The 22,516-nt window shown below is 66.8% G+C and carries 16 protein-coding genes and 3 pseudogenes; 14 read left to right on the forward strand and 5 right to left on the reverse strand.

The features are described 5' to 3' along the window. The coding region (locus EET03_RS10310; RefSeq protein ID WP_136625677.1) for a PE family protein at window positions 1–295 on the reverse strand (295 nt) is incomplete at its 3' end. Between the two features lie 184 nt (window positions 296–479). Here EET03_RS10310 and EET03_RS10315 point away from each other — a divergent pair. Beyond that, window positions 480–1,160: a hypothetical protein gene (locus EET03_RS10315; protein WP_075543906.1), complete on the forward strand. Its 681-nt coding sequence runs from the start codon at window positions 480–482 to the stop codon at window positions 1,158–1,160. A 33-nt stretch (window positions 1,161–1,193) separates the two neighbouring features. Here EET03_RS10315 and car read toward each other — a convergent pair whose 3' ends face one another. Together car and EET03_RS32975 are read right to left on the reverse strand one after the other, a co-directional pair. Beyond that, a complete protein-coding gene (car, locus tag EET03_RS10320) occupies window positions 1,194–4,724 on the reverse strand; it encodes a carboxylic acid reductase (RefSeq protein ID WP_075543907.1) in 3,531 nt (1,176 codons plus the stop codon). Between the two features lie 141 nt (window positions 4,725–4,865). Next, window positions 4,866–5,078 (reverse strand): hypothetical protein, encoded by a 213-nt coding sequence (locus EET03_RS32975; protein WP_425271518.1) that lies wholly within the window; start codon window positions 5,076–5,078, stop codon window positions 4,866–4,868. A gap of 26 nt (window positions 5,079–5,104) precedes the next feature. Here EET03_RS32975 and EET03_RS10325 point away from each other — a divergent pair, with 26 nt between their 5' ends. Continuing rightward, window positions 5,105–5,839, forward strand: coding sequence for an alpha/beta fold hydrolase (locus EET03_RS10325; RefSeq protein WP_425271517.1), 735 nt, complete (start codon window positions 5,105–5,107; stop codon window positions 5,837–5,839). Here EET03_RS10325 and gabT read toward each other — a convergent pair. Continuing rightward, complete coding sequence (gabT, locus tag EET03_RS10330; RefSeq protein ID WP_075543908.1) at window positions 5,789–7,138, reverse strand: 4-aminobutyrate--2-oxoglutarate transaminase; 1,350 nt, start codon at window positions 7,136–7,138, stop codon at window positions 5,789–5,791. The two genes, EET03_RS10325 and gabT, sit on opposite strands and share 51 nt — an antisense overlap. A gap of 218 nt (window positions 7,139–7,356) precedes the next feature. Between gabT and yajC the strand changes: the two genes are divergently transcribed. The 6 genes from yajC to EET03_RS10360 all read left to right on the forward strand — a co-directional run bounded on the left by yajC (window position 7,357) and on the right by EET03_RS10360 (window position 15,818). Further along, a complete protein-coding gene (yajC, locus tag EET03_RS10335) occupies window positions 7,357–7,734 on the forward strand; it encodes a preprotein translocase subunit YajC (protein WP_063470129.1) in 378 nt (125 codons plus the stop codon). A 127-nt stretch (window positions 7,735–7,861) separates the two neighbouring features. Beyond that, window positions 7,862–9,637, forward strand: coding sequence for a protein translocase subunit SecD (secD, locus tag EET03_RS10340; RefSeq protein WP_075543909.1), 1,776 nt, complete (start codon window positions 7,862–7,864; stop codon window positions 9,635–9,637). Window positions 9,638–9,641: 4 nt separating this feature from the next. After that, entirely contained in the window at window positions 9,642–10,952 is a 1,311-nt protein-coding gene (secF, locus tag EET03_RS10345; protein WP_075543910.1) for a protein translocase subunit SecF, read from the forward strand. An 89-nt stretch (window positions 10,953–11,041) separates the two neighbouring features. Further along, a complete protein-coding gene (locus tag EET03_RS10350; protein WP_244232302.1) occupies window positions 11,042–12,676 on the forward strand; it encodes an ABC transporter substrate-binding protein in 1,635 nt (544 codons plus the stop codon). Beyond that, a complete protein-coding gene (locus EET03_RS10355) occupies window positions 12,676–13,215 on the forward strand; it encodes an adenine phosphoribosyltransferase (RefSeq protein WP_075543912.1) in 540 nt (179 codons plus the stop codon). Before EET03_RS10350 ends, EET03_RS10355 begins: the two co-directional genes overlap by 1 nt. Before the next feature lie 239 nt (window positions 13,216–13,454). Beyond that, window positions 13,455–15,818: a RelA/SpoT family protein gene (locus EET03_RS10360; protein ID WP_075543918.1), complete on the forward strand. Its 2,364-nt coding sequence runs from the start codon at window positions 13,455–13,457 to the stop codon at window positions 15,816–15,818. A 185-nt stretch (window positions 15,819–16,003) separates the two neighbouring features. Here the strand turns inward: EET03_RS10360 and EET03_RS10365 are convergent, their stop codons facing one another. Then, window positions 16,004–16,903, reverse strand: a complete 900-nt coding sequence (locus EET03_RS10365; RefSeq protein ID WP_063470085.1) for a peptidylprolyl isomerase — start codon at window positions 16,901–16,903, stop codon at window positions 16,004–16,006. Between the two features lie 44 nt (window positions 16,904–16,947). Between EET03_RS10365 and EET03_RS10370 the strand changes: the two genes are divergently transcribed. The 6 genes and pseudogenes from EET03_RS10370 to EET03_RS10395 all read left to right on the forward strand — a co-directional run. Then, window positions 16,948–17,622 (forward strand): MBL fold metallo-hydrolase, encoded by a 675-nt coding sequence (locus EET03_RS10370; protein WP_075543919.1) that lies wholly within the window; start codon window positions 16,948–16,950, stop codon window positions 17,620–17,622. After that, entirely contained in the window at window positions 17,619–18,881 is a 1,263-nt protein-coding gene (gene hisS, locus EET03_RS10375; RefSeq protein WP_075543913.1) for a histidine--tRNA ligase, read from the forward strand. The genes EET03_RS10370 and hisS overlap by 4 nt, the downstream gene beginning before the upstream one ends. Before the next feature lie 68 nt (window positions 18,882–18,949). Next, window positions 18,950–20,095 (forward strand): annotated as a pseudogene (locus EET03_RS10380) (HNH endonuclease signature motif containing protein); the annotation flags it as partial. A 159-nt stretch (window positions 20,096–20,254) separates the two neighbouring features. Then, complete coding sequence (locus EET03_RS32980) at window positions 20,255–21,310, forward strand: site-specific integrase (protein WP_099194110.1); 1,056 nt, start codon at window positions 20,255–20,257, stop codon at window positions 21,308–21,310. Window positions 21,311–21,342: 32 nt separating this feature from the next. Further along, window positions 21,343–21,673: pseudogene (locus tag EET03_RS10390) on the forward strand (Rv2578c family radical SAM protein); the annotation flags it as partial. Window positions 21,674–22,283: 610 nt separating this feature from the next. Continuing rightward, window positions 22,284–22,516, forward strand: a pseudogene (locus tag EET03_RS10395) (IS1634 family transposase); the annotation flags it as partial.

Genomic DNA, 22,516 nt, shown 5'->3' on the forward strand with positions numbered 1-22,516 from the left:
GCAACGGCGTGACATTAGCCGCCTCGGCGCCCGCGTACGCCCCACTGGCCGCGTTCAACGCTTGGACGAAACTCTGATGAAGCTGCGCGGCCTGGGCGCTCACCGACTGATACTGCGCGGCGTAACCGTTGAACAGCGCCTTAATCGCCTGCGACACCTCGTCGGCACCGGCCGCCAGCACTCCTGTCGTGGACGATGCTGCCACGGCGTTTGCCGTACTCAGTGACGCCCCGATATCGGCCGCATCCTGCGCTGCCGCTGCCAGAAACTCCGGAACTGCGAACACAGACGACATCGAACCCCTCCCGAACCCGGTTACGTGACATACGCCACAGCCGTAAGCAATTGCCGGAGGTAATTGTCGACACTTCGGCAACCGTTGTCAGCGATTTCTACAAATCCAGCGGTCATCGCGCGGCCGGGCGTTACATCGCCAGAGCGTCGGGGTACCCAAGCCGGTACCTAACGAGGAGGCTGCCATGAAGCACACAGAAGACCGCCCCGCAACGCTGCGGATGCCGCGCTCCCGCGGAGTGGTGACCGGAGTACTCCTAGTGATTCTGGGCGCCTGGGGTGCGCTGATTCCGTTCATCGGTCCCAGATTCGATTTCGCCTACACGCCGGGTCAGGCGTGGACCGCCGCGCGGGGCTGGCTCGAAGTGTTGCCGGGTGTCGCCGCGGCGGTCGGGGGTCTGCTGCTGATCATTTCCGGCAATCGCGCCATCGCGATGCTCGGTGGCTGGCTGGCCGCCCTCGCCGGTGCATGGTTCGTGGTCGGCACCCAGTTCGCCCCGCTGTTGCGGATCGGCTCGGTGGGGGATCCGGTCGCCGTGACGGATCGCAAGCGCGCCGTGTTGGAGCTCGCCTACTTCTCCGGCCTGGGGGTGCTGATCGTCTTCCTGGCCGGCGCGGTCCTGTCTCGCCTGGCGGTGCGGCTGGCCCGTGATGTCCGGCCGGTGCCGGTGACGGCGCCGGCTGAGGAACCGGTCGCCGCGGCCGACGTGCCCGCGGCCGGGGTGTCGTCGGAACCGTATTCGGACGCAACGTATTCCGAAGCCCTCACCATGCCGCGGGCACAAAAAATGCCGGCGGCGAACAGCGAAGCCGCAAGCACCGAGCACCGCGGCCGGTTCCTGCGCCGACACCGCGCCAGCGTGTAGGCCAGCGGGTGAAGCCGGGTCACTGCCGCGTACTCAGAGGAGTCCGAGCAAGCGCAGATCACTGAGGTACTTCGCGATGATCTGCGGCGAGATGTGCGGAATATCTTTGTCCGGGCCCACTTTCGCGTCCTGCACGGCCGCCCGGAACCGGTCGGTCGGAGCCATCGACCCATGCAGCGGCGGCGCCGGCTTCTGGTAGTTGTGCAGCAACGGCAGTAGTGACGCGTGACGCTGCTTTTCGGGCAGGCCGCGCAGCGCGGTCTCGAATCGTCGCAGCCAGTCGCCGTAGTCGTCGATGCGGTGGATGGCGCAGCCGGCGTCGACGAGCCAGTCGACGAACTGGTCCATCCCGATCCCGTCGTCGTAGGGGTTCATCACGTGGTAGGTCTGGAAACCCTCCCCGCCCCGCGCGCCCAGCGTCGCAATGGCCTCGGCGATGAACTCCACCGGCAAGCCGTCGTAGTGGGCACGCTGCCGGTTGCCGTCGGCGTCCAGCTCGTAGAACGAACCGGGTGCAACGCCGGTGGCCACCAGACTCAGCATCATCCGGGTGAACATGTCCGGTACGTTGAGCTGACCTGCCCACCTGGTGTCGGCCAGGATCATGTCGCAGCGGAACACCGCGACCGGCAGCCCGCACAGATCGTGGGCCTCGCGCAGTAGCACCTCGCCGGACCACTTGCTGTTGCCGTAGCCGTTGGCGTAACTGTCGTTGATCTGCCGGGTCGCGCTGATTCGCCGGATGTCGGCGTCCTCGGTGAACTTGCCCGGCTCGATCTGGTCGCCCACCCCGATGGTCGAGACGTAGGTGTAGGGCTTGAGCTTGCCGGTCAGCGCTATCCGGATCAATTCGGCGGTGCCCAGCGCGTTGGGGCCGAACAGCTCGCTGTAGGGCAGCACGTGGTTGACCAACGCGGCCGGGTCGACGATCAGGTCGACCGTGTCGGCCAGCCGCTGCCAGGTCGCCGAGTCCAGCCTGAGGTCGGCCTCGCCCTTGTCGCCGGCGATGACCTCCAAGTGGTCGGCCGCCAGCCGCCGGTAGTTTGCCAGCAGCTCGGGGTCTCCGCTGTCGAACGTCTTGTCCAGGCGTGCCCGGGCATCGTCATCCGACTTCGCCCGCACCAGGGCGATCACCTTGCCGTCGACCAGGTCCATGCGCTCCAGCCAGTCCAGCGCCAGGTAGCGGCCCAAAAAGCCGGTCGCGCCGGTCAACAGGACGGTGCGCACCTCGGCGCTCGGCCGCGGCAGCGCCGGCGCGGCTGCCAGGGTGGATGCGTCGATGAACTTGTCCAGGGTGAGGTCGCTCGCGTGCACCTCCAGCGCGTCGCGGCCGTGGATCACCGCGAACGTGGGCCGCTTGCTGCCCTGCCGCGCGCCGTCGATGTAGTCGGCGATCGCTGCCAGGTCGCTCGCCGGGCTGACGATCACACCCACCGGCACGTCGACGTCGAAGATCTCCCGCAGCAGGTTGCCGAATGTCAATGCGGACAACGAGTCTCCACCCAGATCGGTGAAGTGCGCGTCGGGTGAAAAGTCGGTGCTCGCCGCGCCCAGCAGGGCCGCCGCCGCCCGGCTCACTGTTTCCAGCACCGGCGCATCGGCCCCGTTGCGCCGCAGCTCGCTCAGCTCGTTGGCCTGGCTCGCGGCCAGCTCGGTGTAAAGCTGTTCGAGCCGCTCGCCGTAGTGCTGCTTCAGCTTCGGCCACGCCAGCTTGCGGATACCGGTGAGCAGACCGTTCTCCAGCGTGAATGGTGTTGTCTCGATGATGAAGTCGCGCGGCACCTCGTAGGACTGCAGGCCCGCATCTTTCGCCACGGTCTGCAGCGACTCGGCGATCAGCGGCTTCAAGGCCGCTATGTCAGTGCCCGCCAAGCCCGCCAGCGCTTCTTCGGTGGGGACTACGACGGCCAACAGGTAGGGATGCGCGCTGTTGCCGTAGACGTAGATCTGGCGCACCAGCGGGCTATTGCCGAACGCCGCCTCCAGCTTGGCGACGGTCACGAACTCGCCCTGGGCAAGCTTCAGCACGTTGTTGCGGCGGTCCACGTACACCAGCCGGTCCGGAGCGACCTCGGCCACGACGTCTCCGGTCCGGTAGTAGCCGTCCGCGTCGAACACGCCGGCCGTAACCTCCGGCCGCTTGTAATAGCCCGGGAACATGTTCTCGGTCTTGAGCAGCAACTCGCCCCGCGGATACGGCTGGTCGGTGCTGAAGTAGCCCAGATCGGGAACGTCGACCAGCTTGTAGTCGATCACCGGCGGGCGCTGAATTTCACCGTCGAACAAGACCATCCCGGCCTCGGTGGAGCCGTAACCGTCGAGCAGCGGAATCTCCAGCAGCGCTTCCACCCAGTTCCGCAGCTCCGGGGAAATGGGCGCCGAGCCCGTCATCGCGAAGATGTGGCGCCCACCCAGCAGGTCCTGGCGCTGCTCGGCCATGACCTGGGCTTCGACGGCCTCGCGGGCGGCGTCACCGGGATCAACCGAGCGCTGGTCGACCGTTCGCTGGTATTCGCCGTACAAGGTCTCCCAGATCCGCGGCACGAAGTTCAACTCGGTGGGCCGCACCAGCCGAAGGTCCTCCAGCAGCGTCGAGAGATCGCTCCTGGCCGCGAAGTATGCGGTGCCGCCGTTGCCCAGCGTGCCGTAGAGGATTCCGCGTCCCATGATGTGGCTCATCGGCATGAAGTTGAGGGTGATCGACGCCGCCGTGGGCCCGAACCAGTTTTTACTCGACCGGCGCCACATCTTGCCGACGTTGCTCTGTCGATACATCGCACCCTTGGGTGCGCCGGTGCTGCCGGAGGTGTAGATCAGCAGCGCCAGCGAGTCGGTGTCGCCCGACGCCGTGAGCGGCTCGACAACCGATCCCGCCGGCAGCGTTGCGCCGCGGTCCAGGACATCATTCAGGGTCTGGACCACCACCGCCGTGTCCGCCAACCGCTCCCGCGCCGTGTCGAGCGCCTCGCGCTGGTCGTCCACCTCGGGGTGGTAGTCGAACACGACCAGCTTGGCCGGAAGATGGCCGCTCAACAGCACGTCCACCGCATCCGACAGCTGATTCACACTGGCCGCCATCATGGTGGGCTCGGTCTCGGCCACGATCGGCTGCAACTGGGTGACCGCCGCACTGGTCTGCAGCGGCACCGACACCGCCCCGATCATCGCCAGCGCCATGTCGATGGTGGTGTAGTCGAGGCTGTTGAAACCCAGCACGCAGACCCGGTCGCCGGCGTGCAGCGAGTCGTGGGTCAGGGCGCGCGCCAGCGCACCGACCCGGTCGCCGAGCTGACGGTAGGTGATGGTCGAGAAGCGGGGCAACAGCCGCACCGACGTGCGGCCGGTCTGGGCATCGGTGACGAACTCGACGGCGCGCTGCCCGAGCGCCGGCCGGTCGGCGTAGCCCTGCAGCGCGGTCCGGATGATCTCCGGCAGGCTCAGGCCGGGCATTTCCAGGGCGGCGGCGATTGCCGGGTCCGGCTTGGCGGCGGCGAACTGTGCGTCGTCGCGGATCAGGGTGGCGATGCGGCGTTCGAGGCGCTCGTCACGAGCAGTAGTCGACATAACAGTTCCTTGCGGTCACTGAGGCGAAAAGATGGTTCGCGCCACACTGCGCTGAGCAACTAGAACGTTAGCGAAACTAACGGTATTTCACAATGTCCCGCCGCTGCTCGCAATGTGAGATCGCGCACGTCGGTGGGCGGGTTACCGGCGCGCTTCGTCGGGATCGAGGCTGTCGAGCAGTCGTTGCATGGTGTCACACAGGTGCGCGAAGTCGCCGGTGCCGACCAGTTCCGACCATCGCGCCTCGATGTCGGCGACCCGCTCACCCGCGTCGGCAAGCAACCGCTGTCCGCGGTCGGCGAGTTCGATCAGCTTGGCCCACCGTCTTCTGGCACAGCTCGTTCCTGGATTCACGGTCGTGGGCGCGGCTCACTGACGCTCTGGACACGTTGGCGCCGCACCGCGCCGTGGTCACCGTCGACGGGCCGTCGCACGGACACAGCGAACCGCGCCGCCGCGACTTCACCTTCGACGAATGCACCCGCGCCGCGGGCGAGGTCCTCGACGGGCTCGGTATCGCCGAACCGGTCGACTGGGTCGGCAACGGGTGGGGCGGACACGTCGGCATCCTGCTGGCCGCGACCCAACCGCGGCGGATTCGCACGTTGATCACCATCGGCACCCCGGTGCCGGCGCTGAGCACCCGGTTCCGCTGGACCAAGGCCTGGCCGTTGGTGGCGCTGCATCGGTGGTCGGGGCCGACGCGGTTTCTGTGCCGGGCGCTTTCCGATGCTCTGCTGGGGCCGGAAGCCGTTGCCGCGCAACCGGATCAGGCTCAGGCGGTTATCGATGCATTCCGTCGCGCCGAGCGCTCCGGCATGGTGCACGCGATGCGCTCGATGATGCTGAAGCGGCCCGACCTGAGCGACTGTCTGCCGCGGGTGGCCGCGCCAACTCTGATGCTGGCCGCCCGCGACGACGACGAAGGCTGGCCGCTGCAGCAGGCCGAGACTGCCCGCGCCACCATGCGTCACGCCCGCGCCGGCGTGCTGTCCGGCAGCGCGAGGGTGGCGCCGCTGCTGCTGGACGCCGAGATGATCGCGCGAACCCTGCTCGGCTTCTGGTCAGAGGTCGCCCAGGATCCCGCAGATGATGTCGAGGCCTTCGGCCAGTAGCTCGTCGGTGATGGTCAGCGGCGGCAGTAGCCGGATGATGTTGCCGAACATGCCGCAGGTCAACACGATCACCCCGGCGCGGTGGGCTGCGGTGGCCAGTTTCTCGGTCAGCTCGGCGTCGGGTTCGGCGGTTCCGGACTTCACCAGTTCGACCGCGATCATGGCGCCGCGGCCACGCACGTCGCCGACTCGGTCGTCGGCCACCTGCAGCCGCAACAACCGGTCCATGATCTGCTGCTCGATCTGCCGGGCCCGTTCCACCAGGCCCTCGCGTTCAATGGTTTCGATGGTGGCCAGCGCGGCCGCACACGCGACCGGGTTGCCGCCGAACGTGCCGCCCACACCGTTGGCGTGCGGTGCATCCATGATCTCGGCCCGACCGGTCACCGCGGACAGCGGCAATCCGTCGGCGATGCCTTTGGCGGTGACGATCAGGTCCGGCTCCAGGCCGTCGGGGCCCTCGTGCTCGCAGGCGAACATCGCGCCGGTGCGGGCGAAACCGGTTTGCACCTCGTCGGCGATGAAGACCACGTCGTTGTTGCGGCACCAGTCAACCAGCGCGGGCAGGAATCCGTCGGCGGGAACGATGAAACCGCCCTCGCCCTGGATGGGCTCGATGATGACGGCGGCCAGGTTGCTGGCGCCCACCTGCTTGTCGATGACGCTGATGGTCCGGGCGGCGGCCAGTTCACCGTCGGTGGCCAGCTCCTTGTCGAGCAGCCCGTCGCGGTAGGGGTAGGACAGCGGTGCCCGGTAGATCTCCGGAGCGAACGGGCCGAAGCCGCTCTTGTAGGGCATGGACTTGGCGGTCAGCGCCATCGTCATGTTGGTGCGGCCGTGATACGCGTGGTCGAACGCGACCACCGCGGGCTTGCGGGTGTAAGCGCGGGCGATCTTGATGGCGTTCTCGACCGCTTCGGCGCCGGAGTTGAACAACGCCGAGCGCTTCTCGCCGGAGCCCGGGGTGATCCGGTTGAGCTGTTCGGCGACCGCGACGTACTGCTCGTAGGGCGTCACCATGAAACAGGTGTGGGTGAACTCGGCCACCTGCGCGCGCACCGCGTCCACGACGTGGGGAGCAGAATTGCCAATCGTGGTGACCGCGATCCCGGAACCCAGGTCGATGAGCCGGTTCCCGTCGGCGTCCTCGAGGATTCCCCCGCCGGCGCGGACGACGAACACCGGCAGCATGACCCCTACGCCACTGGACACCGCCGCGACCCGCCGTTTGTTCAGTTCCAGTGATGCGGGACCCGGGATTTCGGTGACCAGGTGGCGTGTCTGCTCGAGGCTGGCCACGCATCCTCCTCTCCCCGCGGCGCGGCGGTCACGTCGCGGGTAAAGCCTATCGGTTCGCCGCGGCGGTGCGGCCCTGCCAGGTGTGACCAGGTGCCGGTCCGTTCGCGACCTGCGGGAATGGCAGACTGGACGGTTACGAGGCGCGCGAGCTTTCAAGTCGAGTTCGGCGCCGCCCTCGAAATGTCGAGGGATACCGCATACGAAAGACAGGCGTGTCGATGGAGAGTTTGGTCTTATTCCTGCCGTTCCTGCTCATCATGGGCGGGTTCATGTATTTCGCGTCGCGACGTCAGCGGCGCGCCATGCAAGCCACCATCGACCTGCACGAGTCGCTGGAGCCGGGGGATCGGGTGCACACCACGTCCGGGATGGAAGCCACCGTCGTGGGCATCACCGACGACACCGTCGACCTCGAGATCGCCCCTGGCGTGGTGACCACGTGGATGAAGCTGGCAATCCGCGACCGGATCCTGCCGGACACCGATGAGGACCTGGATGACGACACCCACGAGGACCTGGACGAGGAACCGGCGCACCCGGACGACGGCGAGCAGGTCCCGGCCGGCGACGAGAGCCCCGCGACCAAGGAGTCCTGAGGATTCCCGGCCGGATTCCCGACCGGACTGCTGACCAGACCCACAAGCCCGCTTGCGCGACGTGCCCCGTTGCGCCACGTAGGCTCTGTTGGGGGTAAGAACCGACTTTCAAGGAGACATACGGAACGTGGCATCGTCTTCGGCGCCGGTGCATCCTGCCCGCTACTTGTCCGTTTTCCTGGTGCTACTCATCGGCCTTTACCTGCTGGTGTTCCTCACCGGCGACAAGAAGGCCGCCCCCAAACTGGGTATCGACCTACAGGGCGGCACCCGCGTCACGTTGACCGCGCGCACACCCGACGGCACGGCGCCGAGTCGGGAGGCATTGAACCAGGCTCAGCAGATCATCAGTGCCCGGGTGAATGGTCTTGGCGTGTCGGGCTCCGAGGTCGTCGTGGACGGCGACAACCTGGTCATCACGGTGCCCGGAAACGACGGCAACGAGGCCCGCAACCTCGGCCAGACCGCCCGGCTCTACATCCGCCCGGTGCTCAACTCGATGCCGGCGCAGCCCGCTCAGGAAGAGCCCAAGCCCCAGCAGCCCGCGGGAACCCCGCCACCCGGCGAGCCCGGGCCGCCGGCCGCGCCGCCATCGGGTGCCCCGGCTGCGCCGCCAGCGGGCGCCCCGGCACAACCGCGGCCTTACCCTCAGGAACCGCCGCCGTCGCCTGCGCCCGCCCCCAGTCCGAGCGGCAGCCCCGCTCCGCCGACCGCCGGCGGGGCGCCGCCCGCCGACCTGCCGCCCGGTGAGCAGCCGGCACCCCCGGATCCGCGCAAGGACCTGGCCGAGCGCATCGCGCAGGAGAAGAAGTGGCGGCAGAGCACCAGCCCCTACATCCAGATGGTCGCCCTGCAATTCGAGGCCACCCGCTGCGACAAAGAGGACATCCTGGCCGGCAACGACGACCCCAAGCTGCCGCTGGTGACCTGCTCGACCGACCACAAGACCGCTTACCTGCTGGAGCCGTCGATCATCAGCGGCGACCAGATTCAAGACGCCACCTTCGGGATGGACCAGCGAGGCGTCGGCTACGTCGTCGATCTGCAATTCAAGAGTGGGGCGGCCGACGAGTGGGCCCGCTACACCGCGGCCCACCTGGGCAAACAGACCGCTTTCACCCTGGACTCGCAGGTCGTCAGCGCCCCGCAGATTCTGGAGCCGATACCCGGCGGCCGGACCCAGATCAGCGGGGGAGACCCGCCGTTCACCGCGGCAACCGCGCGCCAGCTCGCCAACGTCCTGAAATACGGGTCGCTGCCGCTGTCCTTCGAATCCTCGGAGGCCCAAACGGTTTCGGCGACACTGGGTTTGACGTCGCTGCGAGCGGGCCTGATCGCCGGCGGGATCGGTCTGGCCTTGGTGCTGGTCTATTCGCTGCTGTACTACCGGGTGCTGGGCTTGCTGACGGCGCTGTCGCTGGTGGCCTCGGGCGCAATGGTTTTCGCGCTCCTGGTGCTGCTCGGCCGCTATATCAACTACACCCTCGACCTGGCGGGTATCGCGGGTCTGATCATCGGCATCGGTACCACCGCCGACTCGTTCGTGGTGTTCTTCGAACGCATCAAAGACGAGATCCGCGAAGGCCGTTCGTTCCGATCGGCGGTGCCGCGCGGTTGGGCCAGGGCCCGCAAGACGATCGTGTCGGGCAACGCGGTCACCTTCCTGGCCGCTGCCGTGCTGTACTTCCTGGCGATCGGACAGGTGAAGGGATTCGCATTCACCTTGGGTCTCACCACGATCCTGGATCTGGTGGTGGTCTTCCTGGTGACCTGGCCGCTGGTGTACCTGGCCTCCAAGTCTTCGACGCTGGCCAAGCCGGCATACAACGGACTGGGAGCTGTGCAGCAGGTCGCGCGCGAGCGCCGGGCTCAAGCGGGTGCCGCCAAGACGGGACGGGGATAACGCGATGGCGTCCAAGGCCAAGACCAAGACCAAGACCGAAACCGACACCGGCGACGCGGCCCAAGGTGCGGTAGAGCTCGGCGGCCTGGACCCCGACCGGGCCAACGGCGGAGTGCAGCACAGCTTTTTGTCCCGGCTCTACACCGGTACGGGTGCGTTCGAGGTGGTGGGACGCCGCAGGCTCTGGTATGGCGTCAGCGGTGCGATTGTCGCGATCGCCATCCTCAGCATCATCGTGCGCGGGTTCACTTTCGGGATCGATTTCAAGGGTGGCACAACGGTGTCGTTCCCCCGCAGCGACGTGAAAGTGGCCCAGGTCGAAGAGGTGTTCCACAAGACCCTGGGCAGCGATCCCGAATCGGTGGTGACCGTCGGCAAGGGAGCCTCGGCAACGGTGCAGATCCGCTCCAAGACCTTGTCCAACGCCCAGACGGAAAAGCTGCGCGACGCCCTGTTCAACGCGTTCCACCCCCAAGGCGCCGACGGCAAACCCAGCAAGAAGGCCATCAGCGATGCGGCGGTATCGGAGACCTGGGGCGCCCAGATCACCAAGAAGGCGGTAATTGCGCTGGTGGTGTTCCTGGTGCTGGTCGCCATCTACATCACCGTGCGCTACGAGCGGTACATGACCATGTCCGCCATTGCGGCCATGGTCTTCGACCTGACCGTCACCGCCGGCGTCTATGCGCTGGTGGGTTTCGAAGTCACCCCGGCCACCGTCATCGGGCTGCTGACGATTCTCGGGTTCTCGATCTATGACACCGTCATCGTGTTCGACAAGGTCGAAGAAAACACCAACGGCTTCCAGCACACCACCCGGCGCACCTTCGCCGAGCAGGCCAACCTGGCGGTCAACCAGACCTTCATGCGCTCGATCAACACCAGCCTGATCTCGGTGTTGCCGGTGGTGGCGCTGATGGTGGTGGCGGTGTGGCTGCTGGGCGTCGGCACGCTCAAGGACCTGGCATTGGTACAGCTGATCGGCATCATCGTCGGCACCTACTCATCGATCTTCTTCGCAACGCCGCTGCTGGTCACCTTGCGGGAACGCACCGACCTGGTACGCACTCATACGCGCCGGGTGCTCAAACGCCGCGGTGCCGCCTCGCCGGCGGCTGCCGAGCAAGGCGAGCACACCGCCGCAGAACTGGCGGAATCCGCTTCTGTCGAGGCGTCACCGCAGGCATCCGACCATCCGCAGAAGGCGGACAGCAAGCCGGCGGCATCGACCAAGCCGGCACCGGGGGCCCGGCCGGTGCGGCCCACCGGCACCAAGCAACGTCCGGCCGGCAAGCGAAACGCCGGTCGGCGGTAGGCGTCATGGCCACCTGGCGCCGCCGCGGCGGAGGCAATTTCGGCCAGTGGTCCGGATTGCGGAAAGCCTTGCGCGGCAACGCCGTCGGGATGGCCGCTGGCACCGCGGCGACGGTGGCGGTGGCCGCCACGCTGACCGCCTGTTCGGGGAGTGCCGCCGGTCAGATCGATTACGTCGTCGACGGGGCGCTGCCGACCTACAACACCAACACCGTCATCGGCGCCGCCTCTGCCGGAGCGCAGGCGTTTGCCCGGGTGCTCACCGGCTTCGGCTATCACGGGCCCGACGGTCAGGTGGTCGCCGACCACGACTTCGGCACCATCTCGGTGGTGGGCGGCTCGCCGCTGGTGCTCGACTATCAGATCGCCGACAACGCCGTCTACTCCGACGGTAAGCCGGTGACCTGCGACGACCTGGTATTGAGCTGGGCCGCCCAATCCGGGCGATTTCCCGGTTTCGACGCTGCCACGCAGGCCGGCTATATCGACATCGCCAATATCGCGTGCACGCCGGGGCAAAAGAAGGCTCGGGTGTCGTTCATCCCGGATCGCGGGGTCGTCGACTACACCCAGCTGTTCGGCGCGACGTCGCTGATGCCGTCGCACGTGATCGCCGAGCAGCTCAACGTCGATGTCACCGCGGCGCTGCTCACCAACAAGGTGCCTGTGGTGGAACAGATTGCGCGACTGTGGAATACGACGTGGGACCTCAAGCGCGGCCTCAAACCCGACGAGATTTCGAAGCACTTCCCGTCATCGGGCCCGTACAAGATCGAATCCGTCCTCGATGGTGGCGCGGTGGTGCTTGTCACCAATGACCGTTGGTGGGGCGCCAAGGCGATCACCAAGCGGGTCACCGTCTGGCCGCAGGGAGCCGACATCCAGGATCGGGTCAACAACCGCAACGTCGACGTGGTGGACGTGGCGGCCGGATCGTCAGGGGCGCTGGCCACTCCGGATAACTATCAGCGCATCGACTCGCCATCTGACGGGATAGAACAGCTGATCTTCGCGCCGCGGGGGCCGCTGGCCGACGTCCGCGCGCGCCGTGCCGTCGCCCTGTGTACGCCGCGCGAGGCGATCGCCCGGGATGCCGGGGTTGCGATCGCCAACTCACGTCTGTCCCCGGCCACCGAGGATGCCGTCGCCGAGGCCGACGGCGCGGCCGAGGCCAGTCAGTTCATCAAGGGTGATCCCGCCGCCGCTCGCGATGCGCTGGGGGGCTCGCCGCTGTCTGTGCGGATCGGTTACCGCGGTCCCAATGCGCGGTTGGCGGCCATCGTCGGGGCCCTTGCCAAGTCCTGCGCGCCGGCCGGGATCACCGTTGCCGATGTGACGTTGGACACGTCGGGTCCACAGGCCCTGCGGGACGGGAAGATCGATGTGCTGCTGGCCAGCACGGGTGGGGCAACCGGCAGCGGGTCCACCGGATCGTCGGCGATGGACGCCTATGACCTGCACAGCGGCAACGGAAACAACCTGTCGGGCTACGCCAATCCGCAGATCGACAACATTATCGGGGCGCTGGCGGTTTCCGCCGACCCCGCCGAGCGTGTCAGGTTGCTCGCCGAGGCGGCGCCGGTACTGTGGAATGAGATTCCAACGTTGCCGTTGTGCAGGCAGCAGCGCACGTTGTTGATGTCGAAAAAGATGTATGCCGTGAGCAGAAATCCGACCCGCTGGGGTGCGGGTTGGAATATGGACCGATGGGCGTTGATGCAGTGATGACTGTCAGGGGGAGCGCTCCCGTCGCCGACGTGATCGCGTCGCTGACCCGCGACGTCGCGGATTTTCCGACGCCCGGAATCCAGTTCAAGGACCTCACCGCGCTGTTTGCGGACCGCGAGGCGATGGCCGCGGTGATCGACGCGCTGGCTGATGTCGCCTCCGGCGCGGATTTGGTCGCCGGCATCGAATCGCGTGGTTCTGTGGTCGCGGCGGCCCTTGCCGCGCGGCTGGGCACCGGCGTGCTGTCGATCCGCAAGAGCGGCAAACTGCCGCCGCCGGTGCTCACCGAGGAGTACGACCGGGAATACGGCGCGGCCGGCATGGAGATTCCCGCCGACAGCCTCAAGTTGCGTGGCCGCAACGTCGTGATCATCGACGACGTGCTGGCCACCGGCGGAACCCTCAGCGCGGCAACACGGTTGCTCGAGCGCACCGGTGCCATGGTGACCGGGGTGGCCGTGGTCGTCGAACTCACGGCGCTGGGTGGGCGTGCGGCGATCGCGCCGTTGCCGGTGCACAGCTTGAGCCAGGTCTAGCCCGGCCATTCAGAAGGCCATTCAGCCCGGCCGAGCGTGCCCAGCGTGCAGTGGCGGCATCGAGTGTGCATCCAGGGCGCGTTCAACGATCGGCGGGCCGCCGGGTACGCACCCTGGAAGCCGTAGCTTCACACTCAAGCGCAAGCGGGCCCCTGTCGCGCGGATCGGCGCCTTGGCGGCCCAAGGACAGGCCCTGGACCACGATTCAGGAGATATCCTCAAGGTCGGAGGTGACGACTGTGGCGGATGACCAAAACGCAGCGCAAGCTGTTGCGTCGCCGATCGAAGCGCCGCCGGTCGTCGAAACGCCCGAGCCGTCGCCCGTCGAGACCCTCAAGACCAGCAGCAGTGCTTCTCGTCGGGTCCGGGCCCGGCTGGCACGGCGGATGACCGCCCGCAGCGGCGCCATCAACCCGGTGCTCGAGCCGCTGGTCTCGGTGCACCGGGAGATCTACCCCAAGGCCGACCTGTCGTTGCTGCAGCGGGCATACGAGGTCGCCGATCAACGACACGCCGGCCAGTTTCGGCACTCGGGAGATCCCTACATCACCCACCCGCTGGCCGTCGCCAACATCCTCGCCGAGCTGGGCATGGATACCACCACCCTGGTGGCCGCACTGTTGCACGACACCGTCGAAGACACCGGTTACACCCTGGAAGCACTGTCCGAGGATTTCAGCGAAGAGGTGGGCCATCTCGTCGACGGCGTGACCAAACTGGACCGCGTCGTGCTCGGCAGCGCCGCCGAAGGCGAGACCATCCGCAAGATGATCATCGCGATGGCGCGCGATCCGCGGGTGCTGGTGATCAAGGTGGCCGACCGGCTGCACAACATGCGCACCATGCGCTTCCTGCCGCCGGAGAAGCAGGCCCGCAAGGCCCGCGAAACGTTGGAAGTCATTGCGCCCCTAGCACATCGGCTGGGTATGGCCAGCGTCAAGTGGGAGTTGGAAGACCTGTCGTTCGCGATCCTGCATCCCAAGAAGTACGAGGAGATCGTGCGGCTGGTCGCCGGCCGCGCCCCGTCGCGAGACACCTACCTGGCCAAGGTCCGCACCGAGATCATCAACACCCTGGGCGCGTCGAAAATCAAGGCGACGGTGGAGGGCCGGCCCAAGCACTACTGGTCGATCTACCAGAAGATGATCGTCAAGGGGCGGGACTTCGACGACATCCACGACCTGGTCGGCATTCGCATCCTCTGCGATGAGATCCGGGACTGTTATGCCGCTGTGGGCGTGGTGCATTCGCTGTGGCAGCCGATGGCCGGACGGTTCAAGGACTACATTGCCCAGCCCAGATACGGGGTGTACCAGTCGCTGCACACCACCGTCGTCGGGCCCGAGGGTAAGCCACTGGAGGTGCAGATCCGCACCCGCGATATGCACCGCACCGCCGAATACGGTATTGCCGCGCACTGGCGCTACAAGGAAGCCAAGGGCCGCAACGGCGTTCCGCATCCGCATGCCGCCGCCGAGATCGACGACATGGCCTGGATGCGCCAGCTACTCGACTGGCAACGCGAGGCCGCCGACCCCGGTGAATTCTTGGAGTCGTTGCGTTATGACCTTGCGGTAAAAGAGATTTTCGTGTTCACCCCGAAGGGCGATGTGATCACCTTGCCCACCGGGTCGACACCGGTGGACTTCGCCTATGCGGTGCACACCGAGGTCGGTCATCGCTGCATCGGCGCCCGGGTCAACGGCCGGCTGGTGGCGCTGGAACGCAAGCTGGAAAACGGCGAAGTGGTCGAGGTTTTCACGTCCAAGGCGCCCAATGCCGGGCCGTCGCGAGACTGGCAGCAGTTCGTGGTGTCGCCGCGCGCCAAGACGAAGATCCGGCAGTGGTTCGCCAAGGAGCGGCGAGAGGAGGCGCTGGAGACCGGCAAGGAGGCGATGGCACGCGAAGTGCGTCGAGGCGGACTTCCGTTGCAGCGCTTGGTCAATGGCGAATCCATGGCTGCCGTTGCCCGCGAACTGCACTACGCGGACGTGTCGGCGCTTTACACCGCGATCGGTGAGGGCCATGTGTCGGCCCGGCATGTCATGCAGCGGTTGCTGGCCGAGCTCGGCGGTATCGACCAGGCCGAGGAGGAGCTTGCCGAGCGGTCCACGCCGACCACGATGTCGCGCCGCCAGCGCAGCAGCGACGACGTCGGGGTGTCGGTGCCCGGTGCCCCGGGTGTGCTGACCAAGCTGGCCAAGTGCTGCACGCCGGTGCCGGGCGACCAGATCATGGGGTTCGTCACCCGCGGCGGCGGCGTCAGCGTGCACCGCACCGACTGCACTAATGCCACGTCGTTGCAGCAGCAGGCCGAGCGCATCATCGAAGTGCTCTGGGCGCCCTCACCGACGTCGGTGTTCCTGGTCGCCATCCAGGTCGAGGCGCTCGACCGGCACCGGCTGCTGTCAGACATCACCCGGGTGCTCGCCGACGAGAAGGTGAACATCCTGTCCGCGTCGGTCACGACTTCGGGTGACCGGGTGGCTATCAGCCGGTTCACCTTCGAGATGGGCGATCCCAAGCATCTCGGCCATCTGCTCAACGTCGTCCGCAATGTCGAAGGCGTCTACGACGTGTACCGGGTGACGTCTGCAGCTTGAAGCAGCTTGAAAGAGGCCAGGGCCAACGCAATTCGGGTGCCGAATCAGCGCTCACGGCGCCCAACCCGCGTCCGCGGTGCTAGATCGCGCAAAAATCAAGCGCTCAGCGCAGTCTCGGCAAGCGCCTGTTCGAGCCGGCGCGACGGGTCGCAGATGGGCCGGGGGGATGCGAGTTCCGGTTATCGCTAGTCGAGCAGCACCGACTTGATGACGACGTCGACGGCGGGCGGGCCGTCCTCACCGCCGCCAGCGACACCGGCCTCGGCGATCTTGTCCAGGGTGGCCAGTCCGTCGGCCTGGATGGTGCCGAAAACGGTGTACTCGGGCGGCAGCGCCGAGTCGCGATAGACCATGAAGAATTGGCTGCTGTTGGTGTCGGGTCCCGCGTTGGCCATGGCCATGGTGCCCCGCGGATAGATGACCGGCTCCTTGAGCTTGGGGTCGTTCGGCGGGTACTGGTTGGTCGGGTATTCGTTGGCGAACTGATAGCCCGGCCCGCCGGTGCCGTCACCCTTGGGATCACCACACTGCAGCACCGACAGCGACGGCGACGTGGTCAGCCGATGGCATTTGGTGTCTTTGAAGAAGCCCTGCTGGGCCAGGCTGGCGAAGCTGTTGACCGTGCACGGTGACTCGTTGTTGGCCAGCATCAGGCCGACCTTGCCTTGGCTGGTCACCATGCTGGCGCTGATTTGAGCCGGCTCGGTGGGCACCTTGCCGGTGCGCGGCGGCTTGGCCTCTTTGGCGGCCTTGTCGGGCGACGGCGGGTACTGGCAGTTGGCGCCCAGATTGGCCGGCGCCTTGAACGCCGGCAGCGGCACCGCTTTCCCAAGCTGCACCGGCGGCAGACCGGTCGCCGAAGGCGAGTTGGGCGCGGAGCTGCTGGGGCTGGCTGACGTGGTCCCCTTGTGGTCGTCCTTGTTGATGAAGACGACGTACACCACCGCGGCGACCACGGCTACCGCGACAACGGAAGCCCCGGCGATCGTCGCGATACGGCGCCGCTTGGCCTGCTTGGCACGGCGCTCCAGCTGCCGTTCGAGTTTGCGCTTGGCGGTGGCACGTCGCTGCTGATTGGTCGGCACGGCCGATATCTTTCCATGACGCCAGGGATGGGAGACTGGTGACCGTGTTGATCACCGGATTCCCCGCCGGGGTGCTGGCATGCAATTGCTACGTGCTGGCCGAGCGGCCCGGAACTGACGCCGTCATCGTGGACCCTGGCCAGCGTGCGCTGGGCCCGCTGCGTCGCATCCTGGACAAAAACCGGCTGACCCCCGCCGCGGTGCTGATCACCCATGGGCACATCGACCACATGTGGTCCGCCCAAAAGGTCTCCGACACCTTCGGCTGCCCCACCTACATCCACCCCGAGGACCGGTTCATGCTGACCGACCCGATCTACGGCCTGGGGCCGCGGGTGGCGCAGCTGGTCGCCGGGGCGTTCTTCCGGGAGCCCAAGCAAGTCGTTGAACTGGACCGCGACGGCGACAAAATCGACCTCGGCAACGTTTCCGTCAACGTCGACCACACGCCCGGGCACACCCGCGGATCGGTGTGCTTCCGGGTGTTGCAGGCCAGCAAAGACGACCGGGACATCGTGTTCACCGGCGACACGCTGTTCGAGCGCTCGATCGGGCGCTCCGACCTGTTCGGCGGCAGCGGCCGCGACCTGCTGCGCTCCATCGTCGACAAGCTCCTGGTGCTCGACGACAAGACCGTGGTGCTGCCCGGCCACGGCAACGCCACCACCATCGGCGCCGAGCGGCGCTTCAACCCGTTCCTCGAAGGCCTGAGTCCGTGACCGCATTCTCGGCCCCCAAGGGAGTGCCCGACTACTACCCACCGGACTCCGCGCAGTTCGTCGCGGTGCGCGACGGCCTGCTCGGTGCGGCCCGCCGGGCCGGTTACGGGCATATCGAGCTGCCGATCTTCGAGGACACGGCGCTGTTTGCCCGCGGGGTGGGTGAGTCCACCGACGTGGTGTCCAAGGAGATGTACACCTTCACCGACCGCGGCGACCGGTCGGTGACGCTGCGGCCGGAAGGCACCGCCGGGGTGGTGCGGGCGGTGATCGAACACGGACTGGACCGCGGCGCGCTACCGGTGAAGCTGAGTTACGCCGGGCCGTTTTTCCGCTACGAGCGGCCTCAGGCCGGCCGGTATCGCCAGCTGCAGCAGGTCGGCGTGGAGGCGATCGGCGTCGACGACCCGGCGCTGGACGCCGAGGTGATCGCCGTGGCCGACGCCGGTTTCCGGGCACTGGGCCTGGACGGGTTCCGCCTGGAAATCACCTCGCTGGGCGATGAGACCTGTCGGCCGCAGTACCGGGAGCTGTTGCAGGAGTTCCTGTTCGGGCTCGACCTCGACGAGGAAACCCGGCGCCGCGCGCAGCTGAACCCGTTGCGGGTGCTCGACGACAAACGCCCGGCGGTGCGGGCAACGACGGCCGATGCGCCGGTGCTGCTCGATCACCTGTCCGATACCGCCAAGCAGCACTTCGACACCGTGCTGTCGCACCTGGACGCGCTCGGGGTGCCCTATGTGATCAATGCGCGCATGGTGCGCGGGCTGGATTACTACACCAAGACGACGTTCGAGTTCGTCCACGACGGGTTGGGGGCGCAATCCGGTATCGGCGGCGGCGGCCGCTACGACGGCCTGATGCGCCAGCTCGGCGGGCAGGACCTGTCGGGTATCGGGTTTGGGCTGGGCGTCGACCGGACGCTGCTTGCCCTGCGTGCCGAAGGCAAGAGCGTGGGCGAGACGACCCGCTGCGACGTGTTCGGCGTGCCGCTCAGCGAGCAGGCCAAGCTGAAACTGGCGGTGCTGGCCGCGCAGTTGCGTGCCTCCGGGCTGCGCATCGACCTCGCCTACGGCGACCGCGGGCTCAAAGGCGCGATGCGCGCGGCCGACCGGTCCGGTGCGCGGATCGCGCTGGTCGTCGGCGATCGTGACATCGAGGCGGCCACGGTGGGGGTGAAGGATCTCGCGACCGGCGACCAGGTCTCGGTGGCTCTGGATTCCGTTGTCGCCGAGGTGATTTCACGATTGGCTCGGTAACTCTCGAGCGTACTTCAGCCACTGACGAACGCCATCGGTGTCGTAGCCTGCTGCTACAATCCGAAAGTATGTTCGAACATTGTTCGCCGCCGGAGGTGATTGCCCGGTTCGATGAGTTGTTCGAGCGGCGCCACCCCTCGGCGACGGCGGAGTCGGTGGTGCTGCTGGAGCGCATCGGAGCGGCGGCGCGGTTCGAGAACCGGGCCGCCGCCGCGCAGCTGGCCGCCATCGGGGAGCTGTTCGCGTATCGGCTCGCACGCTGCTCGGAGACCGAGGACTGGGCGGTTGACACCGAGGCGGCGGTGGCCGCCGAAGTGGGTGCGGCATTGCGGATCAGCCAGGGGCTGGCGGGCAGCCGGCTGCGCTACGCGCGGGCCATGCGCGAGCGGCTGCCGGAGGTGGCACAACTGTTCAAAGCCGGTGACATCGACTACCGGATGTTTCAGACCATCGTCTAGCGCACCAATCCGATCGAGGATCGCCAGGTGCTGGCTGCGGTGGACGCCGAGCTGGCCGTCAAGGTGTCGCGCTGGCCATCGATGACGCGGGGCCGCCTGGCCGGCCAAGTCGACCGAATTGTCGGGCCGGGCCGATGCCGATGCGGTGCGGCGGCGCCACCAGCACCAGACTGACCGGGAGGTCTGCATCGCCGAGTGCGAAGGCGGGATCTCCGAGATTCGCGGCACCTTCATGAGCCCGGATGCCCATGCCCTGGATCAGCGCTTGAGCGCGCTGGCGGGCACGGTGTGTGAACATGATCCGCGCAGCCTTGGGCGGCGCCGCGCTGATGCGTTGGGGCGCTGGCGGTCGGGGCGGACCGGTTGGGGTGTCGGTGCGGGAAAGCCGACTGTGTGACCGGAAAGCGGCCCGCGCCAAGCCCGGTGGTCATCCACGTGATCGCCGAGCAGGCCAGTATCGACGGCGCCGGGTGCACGCCGGGATGGCTGGTGGGTGCCGACGGTCTCATCACCGCCGAACTCATCGCCGAGTTGGCCCAATCGGCCAAGCTGATACCCCTGATCCACCCCGCCGACGCCCCGCCTGAACCTGGCTATGTCCCCTCCAAAGCACTGGCCGATTTTGTGCGGTGCCGGGATTTGACGTGTCGTTGGCCGGGTTGCGACCAGCCGGCGGTGCGCTGCGATATCGACCATACGATTCCCTACGCCGCCGGCGGCCCCACCCACGCGGCCAAGCTCAAGTGTTATTGCCGCTTATTCCGATATCGGAATAATCTACATTATGCCGATATCCGGATTATGCCGATATTGGTGTGATCGGTGCTGGTCACGGGGGTGTGGTTGGGCTGTTTGTCGGCATAATCCAGGTGGGTAACGCTGTCCTTTTCAGGCGAGTTGGAAAGGACAGTGGTAATGAGTGTTGTGTCGCGGGTGCGGGTGATCGGCCCGCTGGGTCCCTATGCGCGGGAGTTCGCCGCCGAGTTGGAAGCGTGGGGTTATACGCCGTTGTCTGCGTCGAATCAGCTTCGGCTGATGGCGCACCTGAGTTCTTGGTTGGCGGCAGAGGGCTTGGATCTTGGTGAGCTGAACGACGAAGTGCTGCAGGCGTTTTTGGCTCACCGATCCGCTCAGGGCTATACGTGCTGGTTGTCGCTGCGCGGGCTAGCGCCGCTGTTGGGGTGGCTGCGGAGCCGGGGGGTGGTGCCGGGGTCGAGGCCTGCAGTGCGGTCGGGTCCGGCTGAGGATGTGCTGGCCGAGTACCGGGCTTATTTGGCCGGTGAGCGGGGCTTGGTGGCCAGGACGGTGCGCGGCTATGAGACTGAGGCCAGACTGTTTTTGACCCGAACCGGGGGCGGTGATCTGCACGATCTGAGCGCCGGTGACGTCACCGCGTTCGTGGTGGACCAGTGCACTGCCCGATCGACGGGGTCGGCCAAGACGCTGGTGACGGTGTTGCGGTCGCTGCTGCGTTGGTTATTGCTGACCGGGCGCATCGACGGCGATCTCGCGCAAGTGGTTCCAGGGGTGGCCGGATGGCGGACAACTTTTTGGGGCTGGCGGGAAAAACAGTTGCCCGACGGCACCCTGATCCTGACTTCGCCCTCGGGGCACACCTATGTCACCACCCCCGGCAGCGCGTTGTTGTTTCCCAGCCTGTGTTACGCCGTGGGCGGCATGCCCGCCCCCGAAGCCCAAACACCAGACCCCGACTACTGCGCCGACCGGGCAGCGATGATGCCCAAACGCCGCCAGGCCCGCGCCCAAGACCGTGCCTACCGGGTGGCCACCGAACGCCGACACAACCAAATGGCACGTGAAACACGCCGAAGCATTGGGAAGAAACATATTTCGGTCCGAAATATGGTGTCGGAGACGGGGAGCCACCGCCCTTCTAGCGACGTTAGCAGCTTGACCCGGTATCGAACTAATGTTCGAATAGAGTCAAGCGCTGGACCAGTCAGGCGGTAGCGGTCAACGGGACGCCGGTCGACGACGGAGCGTTGCCCGGGCTGCAGCGGATCGGCTTCGTCCGAAGCGTGCGATCACCGCATTTCGAGGACATGACGTTCCATGAGGTGCTGTGCAAGTCCGCCCTGAACAGGGTGCCCAACGCAGCGGCCCTGCCGTTTCGCTACACCGTCAACGGCTACCGCGGCTGCTCGCACGCCTGCCGCTACTGTTTTGCCCGTCCGACCCACGAGTACCTCGACTTCGACCCCGGCGCCGACTTCGACACCCAGGTGGTGGTGAAGACCAACGTCGTCGAGGTTCTACGCCGCGAACTGCGCCGGCCGTCGTGGCAGCGCGAGACCGTGGTCGATCGCCTCGGCAGCCGACACCGTGGCGGCGGAAGGTTGCAGGCGGAAGCAGGCCAGCCCCAGGCCATCGCGGACCCGCTTGCCGGGGGCGGTGAGGATGTGTCGCGAAACTGCCGCCGGTGACCAGGCTTTCGTACAGACGGCGAGCGACCAGGTTCAATTGATCGGCAATGCAGTCAGTGGTCCGCCCCAACGCCGCGCTAATTGACCGGGTTTGCGGGCTCAGCTCACGCCCGGAGCGGGCGCAGAGCGTGCGTACCGCGCCTAACTGGCTGCTGTGGTGCTCTCACGCCTCACCGGCCACTGATGGCTCGGCGGTACAAATGCATTTCACCACCTTCTCCTCGAGAGCCGGACCCTGCAATTTTCTGCCGGATCAATTTCATGCTGACTCAATGGTGCCGGCCGCGAACCGGATGGGCCATCCGATGGTCGGTTAAAAATGTTGTCCACCAAGATGATTGGTAAACTGTCCCCCGATTGGGGGACCCTGCCCTGACACCCGTCAAGTTGCTTTACGCGCCGGTCGCGCTCCTAGCGGGAGTTTCCGGCCTTCGTGGTTGAGCGGCGTGTCTTGTGTTGTGGTGCTTGAGGTTTGTGGGTTTGGAGTGTATTACCCATATATGGCGTCGATCGTGGGTAAGCGACGCGGCAAGCAGACCTATTACTACCTGGTGGAATCGGCCCGAGTGCAGGGCAAGCCGCGCATCGTGTCTCAGCAGTATTTGGGCAGCGCGGAGGAGGTGATGGCGAAGCTGTCCGAGACGCCGGCCGGGCAGCCGATCCGTAGCCAGCACAAGCAGTTCGGGGATCTGGCTGCGGTGTGGTCGATGCTGGCCCGGCTGGATGTGGCCGG

This window comes from Mycobacterium innocens, from assembly GCF_900566055.1.
GTDB lineage: Bacteria > Actinomycetota > Actinomycetes > Mycobacteriales > Mycobacteriaceae > Mycobacterium > Mycobacterium innocens.

Excerpts from the sequence above, each read along its gene's own strand:
- EET03_RS10315 (WP_075543906.1), top strand. The coding sequence starts at position 480 with ATGAAGCACACAGAAGACCGCCCCGCAACGCTGCGGATGCCGCGCTCC.
- car (WP_075543907.1), bottom strand. The coding sequence starts at position 4,724 with ATGTCGACTACTGCTCGTGACGAGCGCCTCGAACGCCGCATCGCCACC.
- yajC (WP_063470129.1), top strand. The coding sequence starts at position 7,357 with ATGGAGAGTTTGGTCTTATTCCTGCCGTTCCTGCTCATCATGGGCGGG.
- secF (WP_075543910.1), top strand. The coding sequence starts at position 9,642 with ATGGCGTCCAAGGCCAAGACCAAGACCAAGACCGAAACCGACACCGGC.
- EET03_RS10350 (WP_244232302.1), top strand. The coding sequence starts at position 11,042 with ATGGCCGCTGGCACCGCGGCGACGGTGGCGGTGGCCGCCACGCTGACC.
- EET03_RS10355 (WP_075543912.1), top strand. The coding sequence starts at position 12,676 with ATGACTGTCAGGGGGAGCGCTCCCGTCGCCGACGTGATCGCGTCGCTG.
- EET03_RS32980 (WP_099194110.1), top strand. The coding sequence starts at position 20,255 with ATGAGTGTTGTGTCGCGGGTGCGGGTGATCGGCCCGCTGGGTCCCTAT.